7 protein-coding genes and 1 riboswitch are annotated in these 7,948 nt (G+C 72.4%); of the genes, 2 read left to right on the forward strand and 5 right to left on the reverse strand.

Translation table 11 applies throughout. From position 1 onward, the window contains the following. Positions 1-148, reverse strand: a riboswitch (cyclic di-AMP (ydaO/yuaA leader). Between the two features lie 444 nt (positions 149-592). After that, a complete protein-coding gene (locus IH00_RS0131155) occupies positions 593-799 on the forward strand; it encodes a hypothetical protein (protein WP_158828028.1) in 207 nt (68 codons plus the stop codon). On the opposite strand, the gene IH00_RS0131160 is transcribed toward IH00_RS0131155, so the two are convergent. Genes IH00_RS0131160 through IH00_RS0131175 form a run of 4 tightly spaced genes read right to left on the reverse strand, consistent with a single transcriptional unit; the run spans position 756 to position 4,561 of the window. Next, entirely contained in the window at positions 756-1,376 is a 621-nt protein-coding gene (locus IH00_RS0131160; RefSeq protein ID WP_031079419.1) for a GTP-binding protein, read from the reverse strand. The genes IH00_RS0131155 and IH00_RS0131160 overlap by 44 nt on opposite strands. Further along, entirely contained in the window at positions 1,363-1,728 is a 366-nt protein-coding gene (locus IH00_RS0131165; RefSeq protein WP_031079421.1) for a DUF742 domain-containing protein, read from the reverse strand. Before IH00_RS0131165 ends, IH00_RS0131160 begins: the two co-directional genes overlap by 14 nt. Further along, entirely contained in the window at positions 1,728-2,129 is a 402-nt protein-coding gene (locus IH00_RS0131170) for a roadblock/LC7 domain-containing protein (RefSeq protein WP_031079422.1), read from the reverse strand. Before IH00_RS0131170 ends, IH00_RS0131165 begins: the two co-directional genes overlap by 1 nt. Further along, complete coding sequence (locus IH00_RS0131175; RefSeq protein ID WP_031079423.1) at positions 2,126-4,561, reverse strand: sensor histidine kinase; 2,436 nt, start codon at positions 4,559-4,561, stop codon at positions 2,126-2,128. The genes IH00_RS0131170 and IH00_RS0131175 overlap by 4 nt, the downstream gene beginning before the upstream one ends. A gap of 314 nt (positions 4,562-4,875) precedes the next feature. On the opposite strand from IH00_RS0131175, the gene IH00_RS0131180 reads away from it, so the two are divergent. Continuing rightward, positions 4,876-7,098, forward strand: coding sequence for an NADP-dependent isocitrate dehydrogenase (locus IH00_RS0131180; RefSeq protein ID WP_031079424.1), 2,223 nt, complete (start codon positions 4,876-4,878; stop codon positions 7,096-7,098). Between the two features lie 226 nt (positions 7,099-7,324). Here IH00_RS0131180 and grpE read toward each other — a convergent pair. Then, on the reverse strand, positions 7,325-7,948 hold a 624-nt coding region (grpE, locus tag IH00_RS0131185), incomplete at its 5' end, for a nucleotide exchange factor GrpE (RefSeq protein ID WP_420710943.1).

Here is a 7,948-nt window from a genome sequence, read left to right on the forward strand (position 1 = left end):
CGCCTGCGAGGTGAGCTGTCGGGTTCGGGCTGGAGATGCCCGGCCGCGCTGCGCGCGACTTCACCCCGAGCCGTCCCGTATTCCGGGCCGGCGGCTTACCTGGGTCCCCCGCTCCTGCCGTGCGTCAGTGGATGGGTGCGGATTCCGGGCGGCGGCAGGATTCGGCGGTCCGACCGGATTGACCGTGACGGTAAGCGAGAGCAACGCGCCCGAACAAGTCCGGAATTACGCACGACCGGTTACGGAAACGCCATCGTGTGCTTCCTGCCGGAAACTCAACTTTCTTCCCGAACAGCGGAAATGGAGGTGGAAGGCTCCGGAAGGCCCCGATCGGGGGTGAGTCATATCACGGCCGGTGCAAAAGTGGCTATTCGCCGATCGAGTCTGAGAAGCGGACAAGGCGGCTGACTCGCCCGCAACCGACGTATTCGGACGAAAGGCTCTTCCGGTAGGTGGCGGGCAGTGGTCGTCCGGTCACCCGCGAGGAACGCCGACGGTCGCCGTCGCGGTGGACCCGCGCGCGGAGCGCACCGCGCTCTTCCCCGCGCACGCACCTTGTCGCTCCGCCGCAGGTCCCGGGACCGTCGCCGCCATGGCGATCGTCCTCCTGGTGGGCACTCTGCACAGCAAGGCGCCGGAGTACGGGTGGCTGCGCGACGGGCTGCGCGGCAGCGCCGTCGAGGTCGTCGGGATCGGCACGCACATCGACGATCCGGCGTTCGGCCACGCCGCCTCCGGCCTGCTGCACCGCACGCTCAGCGGCGCGCCGGCCGGCCGGGTGCCGACGCCTTCGCGATGAGCAGGTCGAGGAGCGAGAGCAGCGCGTCCCGGACGTCACCCCGTGACCGGGCGTCCAGCAGCAGGACCGGCGTGTCCGGGTCGCGCAGCCGCAGGGCCGCCCTGATCTCCTCGACGGTGTAGGGCTGTTCGCCGTGGAAGCAGTTGGCGCCGACGACGAAGGGCAGCCCCCGGCTCTCGAAGAAGTCGACGGCCGGGAAGCTGCGGTCCAGGCGCCGCGTGTCCACGAGCACGACCGCCCCGAGCGCGCCGTTCAGCAGGTCGTCCCACATGAACCAGAAGCGCTCCTGGCCGGGCGTGCCGAAGAGGTAGAGGACCACACCGGCGTCGGTGAGGGTGATCCGGCCGAAGTCCATCGCCACCGTGGTCACGGCCTTGGACTCGATGCCGTCGAGGTCGTCGACGCCGACGCCCGCGGCCGTCAGCCGCTCCTCCGTACGCAGCGGCTCGATCTCGGAGATCGTCTCGACCAGGGTCGTCTTCCCGACGCCGAAGCCCCCGGCGACGAGGATCTTGACGGGGGCCGCTTCCGCGGACGGCGCTTCCCGGGACGGGGACCGGGGGTCAGATACGGGCAAGGTTGTCCCTGATTCTCATGAGCAGACGGGCATCGGTGGTCTCGGACTCCTCCAGTGGCGGCCGGTGGTGGATCAGCCCGCGGTCCGCGAGCTCGCCGAGGAGGAGCGTCATCGGAGTCAGGCGCATGCGCATCCGGGCCGCGATCTCCGCGACCGCCAGCCCGCCCGGCGGCGGACACATGGCCAGGACGGCCTGCCATTCCGAGGGCAGGCCGCCCCGCGCGTCCTCGGCGACGGCCGCCGTGATCGTGGTGTCCATGGTCAGGGCGGTGTGCGGGGCTGCCGTACGGCCGTCGGTCAGGGCGTACAGCCGCGTCCGCCGGCGGCCCGCGCGTGGCGGCTCGTCCGTCATTACGACGTGGACGTCTGGGTGCGTTCAGGCGTCCCCAGCCACTCGCCCAGCGCCTGCGCGGTGCGCACGGCCTCCCCGCCCAGCTCGCCGAGGCGCGCCTTGCGCGAGGTCACGACGATGAGGGTGCTGCCCTCGCCGCAGCCGACGATGCACAGGTACCGGTCGTCCATCTCCACCAGTTGGCGGATCACCCGGCCCCCGTCGATCTCCCGGGAGATCGCCTTCATCGTGGCCGCGATGCCGGAGGACGCCGCGGCGACGCGCTCGGCCTGGGGCCGGTCCAGCAGGTAGGCGCTGAGTTTGATCCCGTCGTTGGACAGCAGCACGGCGCCCTGGATGCCGGCGATCCTGCTCAGGTTGTTGTCCAGGACGCTGTAGATCATGTCGTTCGATGTCGTCATGGCTGATCCCGTCGGAGCTCTTGTTCGACTTGCTGGGTTCCGTGTTCGTAGTCCGACCAGGCGTCGGCCACTTCCTCGGGTGTCGCCGTGTCGGGGGCGACCGTCGTTTCTGGTGCGGGCGGCTCGCGCAGTTGCAGGACCATGTGGGTCTGCGGCACGCGCTCGGGGAGGGGCGGCCGGGCGGCGCCTCCTGTCCCGGGCGTCGGGGGCCGTGCCGACGCAGCGGCCTGCGCCCGCTGCTGCGTGCGGCGCACGGGCAGCCCCGCAGCGCCGGCCTGCGGCACGAGCTCGGGCTTGTCCTCCTCCGCACGGCGCGGCAGGGCCGCCCGGCCCGGCTGCGCGGGCACACGTGCCGGCTCGGAGTCGGCCGCGGGGCCGGCGGCAGGGGCGGACGGCGGCGGCACCGCAGCGCGCGCCGGCTCCCGCTCGCCGCCGTGCTCCGCCGCGGCGCGGCCGCCGCGGTCCTGCCCGGGCCCGGTCGGTACGAGGTGCTCGGCAGGGACGATCACCACGGCCGAGGTGCCGCCGTACACCGACCGGCGCAGCGTCACCGTGGCCCCGAGCTGGTCGGCGAGGTGGCCGACCACGAAGAGCCCCAGCCGGTGGGCGTTCTCGGCGAGGACGGCGTACGGCGGCGCCGAGTGCAGGCGCCCGTTCATCTCCTCGTACGCCGCGGGCGTGACCCGCGGGCCCCGGTCCTCGATCTCCACCGACAGCCCGTCGGTGACCAGCTCGGCCCGGATGACCACCTTCGAGCGCGGCGGCGAGAACCGGGTCGCGTTGTCCAGCAGCTCGGCGAGCAGATGGCTGATCTGGCTGATCGCCCGCGGTTCCACGCTGATCTCGTCCAGCGCCTGCCGCTCGATGCGCCGGAAGTCCTCCACCTCCGCGGCGGACTCCCGCAGCAGATCGGCGACGCGCATGGGGTCGGTGTGCGGATCGGGGATCTCCCCGCCCGCGAGGATGAGCAGGTTCTCGATCTGCCGCCGCATCCCCACCGTCAGCTGGTCGGACCGCATCAGCCGGGCGAGCAGCGTCTCGTCGTGCCCGAACGCGTCCTGCAACTCCTCGGTCAGGGTCAGTTGCCGGCTCACGAGGTTCCCGGTGCGGGAGGCGATGCCCGCGGCGAACATCCCGAAGCCGTGACGTTCCGCCGCCAGTTGCCGGTGGCCGTCCACGGACACGGCGACGACCCGCGCGAACGCGTCGCTGATCCGCCCCACTTCGTCCCGGTTCCCGGTGACCGCGGGCAGGGTGCCGGAGTCCACGGGCAGTCCGCGCTGGAGCCGGTCGACGACGTCCGGCAGGGTCTCCTCGGCGATGGTCACCGTGCGCTGGTGCAACCGGCCCAGGCGCCGCAGCACCGAGCGCGTGGTGACGACGACGCCCGCCGCGACCAGCAGCAGCGCGCCCGCACTGGCCGTGATCAGCCAGGTGACCTCGGACTCCAGCTCGTCGGCCTTCGCGTCGGCACGGGCCAGCAGCCCCTGGGACCGCGCGGTGTTCAGCTCGTCCAGCCGGGCACCCCACGCGGCCTGCGCGGCCCGCCAGCCGCCGACCTCGCGCGGCAGCCGCACGCCGAACTCGATGTCCTTGTGGTCGGACATGACGGTGTTCTCGATGCGGACCTTGGCCTGCCACGCGTCCGAGCCGACGAGCTGCGCGTACAGCTCGCTCTCCGCCGGCGGCAGCTGCGGCACGACCCAGGTGTCGTACAGGTAGCGGTGGGCGCCGACCGCGTTGACGAAGTCCGAGAACTGCGTCTCGCTCAGCTCCCGCGACGGCCCGGCCAGCGCCAGGATCGTGTCCTGCCGCGCCAGCATCTCCGACGCCGAGTACATCGTGACCACGACCCGGCTCTCCAGCGTGAGCTCGGCGTCCTCGGTGTGACTGAACTCGTCCTGGTAGAACCGGATCATCTGGCCGATGACGTTCGTGTAGTACACGACCGTGCTGTCGGCGCTGCCGGTGCGGAGGTCCGTCCGCTCCCGGTAGGCGGCCAGGTCGTCCAGGCCCTCCGTCACCTCCTGGAGGCGGCGGCGCGCCCCCTCGGACCGGGCGCCCGGAGCCGCTGCCCGGCGGAACTCCGCCGCCGCACGGTCGGTGGCCGCCCGCCGCTCGTCCAGCTCCCCCTCCGGCACGGACGCGCCGGACCACCGCGCGGCGCTCGCCGCCCGCTCGGCCTGCATCGCGCCCAGCAGCCGGTGCAGGGGTGCGCCGATCCGTTCGCCCGCCTCCACATCCGCGCGCAGATGATGGGACTGGTCCAGCAAGCGGTCCGCGGTGACGGCGACTTGGGTGCCCATCGCCACGGTGGGCACGACCGCCAGCAGGACGAGGAGGGTACGGAGGCGTACGGTACGCCTGCGCCGGCGCGGTTCCGGCGAGGTGCGCGGTCCTTCGGGTGCTGTGCCGGGTTCTATGGGAGACATCAGTCCTCGGAGCGGAGAAGCGGGGACCGACCGGCAGCCGGGCACGGCGCAGCCCTTGGGGAGGGGCTCGGGGACGGCCGATCCGGCTTCGGCGCGGGGGCGAGAAGGATGCCGATCATAACCAGCCACGCGCAGAAAGGGAGACGTTGCCTCCATCCCCCCTGCGTGGTAATGCCCCGGGCCGGTACGGCTGGGCAGGTGCCGGATCGCAGGACCGGGCGGGCGACATCCGTGACCGGGGTCCTGTCGAACAGGGGTCGATCACGAGATATCTTGATGTCGAGCAATGTTACAGACGTGGAGCGGAGCACCCGGTGACTGACTCGACCATCATCTATACGCACACCGACGAGGCCCCGGCCCTGGCGACGTACTCGTTCCTGCCCGTGGTCCAGGCGTATGCCTCGACGGCCGGTGTCACTGTGGAGACTCGTGACATCTCCCTGGCGGGCCGGATCATCGCCGGTTTCCCGGAGTACCTGCAGGAGGGCCAGCGCATCGACGACGCGCTCGCCGAGCTGGGTGAGCTGGCCAAGACCCCCGACGCCAACATCATCAAGCTGCCGAACATCTCGGCCTCGATCCCGCAGCTGAAGGCCGCGGTCGCCGAGCTGCAGCAGCAGGGCTACGCGCTCCCGGACTACCCGGACGACCCGAAGACCGACGAGGAGCGCGACATCCGCGCCCGCTACGACAAGGTCAAGGGCAGCGCCGTGAACCCGGTCCTGCGCGAGGGCAACTCCGACCGCCGCGCCCCCGCGTCGGTCAAGAACTACGCCAAGGCCCACCCGCACCGCATGGGTGCGTGGACGTCCGAGTCGAAGACGAACGTCGCGACGATGGGCGAGAACGACTTCCGCTCCACCGAGAAGTCCACGGTCGTCACCGAGGACGGCGCGCTGCGCATCGAGCTGGTGGGCGACGACGGCACCACCACCGTCCTGCGCGAGTCGGTCCCGGTCCTCGCGGGCGAGGTCGTCGACGCCTCGGTCATGCGCGTCGCGGCGCTCCGCGAGTTCCTCGCCGCGCAGGTGGCGCGCGCCAAGGAGGAGGGCGTGCTCTTCTCCGTGCACCTGAAGGCCACGATGATGAAGGTCTCCGACCCCATCGTCTTCGGTCACGTCGTACGGGCCTTCTTCCCGAAGACCTTCGCGAAGTACGGCGAGGCGCTGGTCGCTGCCGGCCTGTCCCCGAACGACGGTCTGGGCGCCATCCTCAAGGGCCTGGACGGCGTGCCGCACCTCGGCGCCGAGATCAAGGCCTCCTTCGAGGCCGAGCTCGCCGAGGGCCCGGAGCTGGCCATGGTCGACTCCGACAAGGGCATCACCAACCTGCACGTCCCGAGCGACGTCATCGTCGACGCCTCCATGCCGGCCATGATCCGTACCTCCGGCCACATGTGGGGCCCGGACGGCCAGGAGCACGACACCCTCGCGGTCCTGCCGGACAGCAGCTACTCCGGCGTCTACCAGGCCGTGATCGACGACTGCCGCGCGCACGGCGCCTTCGACCCGTCCACCATGGGCTCCGTGCCGAACGTGGGCCTGATGGCGCAGAAGGCCGAGGAGTACGGCAGCCACGACAAGACCTTCGAGATCCCCACCACCGGCACCGTCCGCCTGGTCGACCAGGCCGGCAACGTCGTCCTGGAGCAGACCGTCTCCGCCGGCGACATCTTCCGCGCCTGCCAGACCAAGGACGCGCCCATCAAGGACTGGGTCAAGCTCGCCGTCACCCGCGCCCGCGCGACCGGCGACCCGGCCGTGTTCTGGCTCGACGAGAACCGTGCGCACGACGCCCAGCTCATCACCAAGGTCGAGCAGTACCTGGCGGAGCACGACACCGAGGGCCTGCAGATCGAGATCATGTCGCCGGTGGAGGCCACCAGGTTCTCCCTGGACCGCATCCGCCGCGGCGAGAACACGATCTCCGTCACCGGCAACGTGCTGCGCGACTACCTCACCGACCTGTTCCCGATCCTCGAGCTCGGCACCAGCGCCAAGATGCTCTCGGTCGTCCCGCTGATGAACGGCGGCGGCCTGTTCGAGACGGGCGCCGGCGGCTCGGCCCCGAAGCACGTCCAGCAGCTCGTCAAGGAGAACTACCTGCGCTGGGACAGCCTGGGCGAGTTCCTCGCCCTCGCCGTCAGCTTCGAGCACCTCGCGCAGAAGGAGGGCAACGCCCGGGCCCAGGTCCTCGCCGACACGCTGGACCGCGCGACCGGCACCTTCCTGAACGAGGACAAGTCGCCGTCCCGTCGCCTCGGCGGCATCGACAACCGCGGCAGCCACTTCTACCTGGCCATGTACTGGGCCCAGGAGCTGGCCCGGCAGACCGACGACGCGGAGCTCGCGAAGGCGTTCGCCCCGGTCGCCCAGACGCTCACCGACAACGAGCAGAAGATCGTCGACGAGCTGATCGCGGTCCAGGGCAAGCCGGTCGACATCGGCGGCTACTACCACCCGGACCCGGCCAAGGCCGCGGCCGTGATGCGCCCGTCGGAGACCCTCAACCAGGCCCTCGCCACGCTGGCCTGAGCCAGGCGCTCCCCTTCGCGCCCCTGCGGCACCGTTCCGCCCCGGCCGGCATCCTGCCCGGCCGGGGCGGTCGCGTTCGCGGGGCGCCGACAGGGCGTTCCCGGGGTCGACAGGGCATTCCCCGTCGCCGGCCGCGGCCCGGACGGAGAAGGCGCGGCCCGGGCGGACGGGGCGCGGCCGAGAGGGCCGGGCCGTCACCCCCGGCCCCCTCGTCGCGGCACCGCGCTCAGGGCATCGGCCCCGAGGCGGTGGCCGTCCGCGGGCCGGGCGGCGGACCGGCGACCACGACCGTGGCCGGCCGCAGGAGCTGCTCGCCGACCGCGTACCCCGGCCGCAGGACCACGGTGCACGTGGGCCGGTCGAACCAGCGGCACGGATGGTACGAGACGGCCTCGTGCACCAGCGGGTCGAACGGGTCGCCCACCGCGCCCAGGGGCCGCAGGCCCAGCGCGCTCAGCTCCGTCTCCAGGGCCCGCGCCACCTGCTGGAAGCCGCCGGTCACCTCGCCCTGGTCGGCGGCGGCGTCCAGCGCGTCCAGCACCGGAAGGAGCCGGGCGAGCACGTTGGCCACGGCGATCCCGTGCACCGCGGCGCGGTCCCGGCGGACCCGCTTGCGGTAGTTGTCGTACTCGGCCTTCAGCCGCTGGAGGTCGGCCGTGCGTTCGCGCAGGACGGCCCGGAGGGCGGGGTCCTGGACCGGCGCGACGCCGTCGGCCCCGCCGGGCGGGCGCTCCCGGCGGGCCGGCCGCTCGGTGGGCGCGGGGGCGCGGGCCGGGGCGGGCCCGGTGATCATCAGCGGGGTGCCGGGCCCGCGCGAGACATCGGTCAGGCGGCTCACCCGGTGTCCCCC

This window comes from Streptomyces sp. NRRL S-118, from assembly GCF_000716335.1.
GTDB lineage: Bacteria > Actinomycetota > Actinomycetes > Streptomycetales > Streptomycetaceae > Streptomyces.

Bases quoted from the DNA above. Each gene is read 5' to 3' on its own strand.
- IH00_RS0131175 (WP_031079423.1), bottom strand. From the start codon at position 4,561: ATGTCTCCCATAGAACCCGGCACAGCACCCGAAGGACCGCGCACCTCG.
- IH00_RS0131155 (WP_158828028.1), top strand. From the start codon at position 593: ATGGCGATCGTCCTCCTGGTGGGCACTCTGCACAGCAAGGCGCCGGAG.
- IH00_RS0131170 (WP_031079422.1), bottom strand. From the start codon at position 2,129: ATGACGACATCGAACGACATGATCTACAGCGTCCTGGACAACAACCTG.
- IH00_RS0131165 (WP_031079421.1), bottom strand. From the start codon at position 1,728: ATGACGGACGAGCCGCCACGCGCGGGCCGCCGGCGGACGCGGCTGTAC.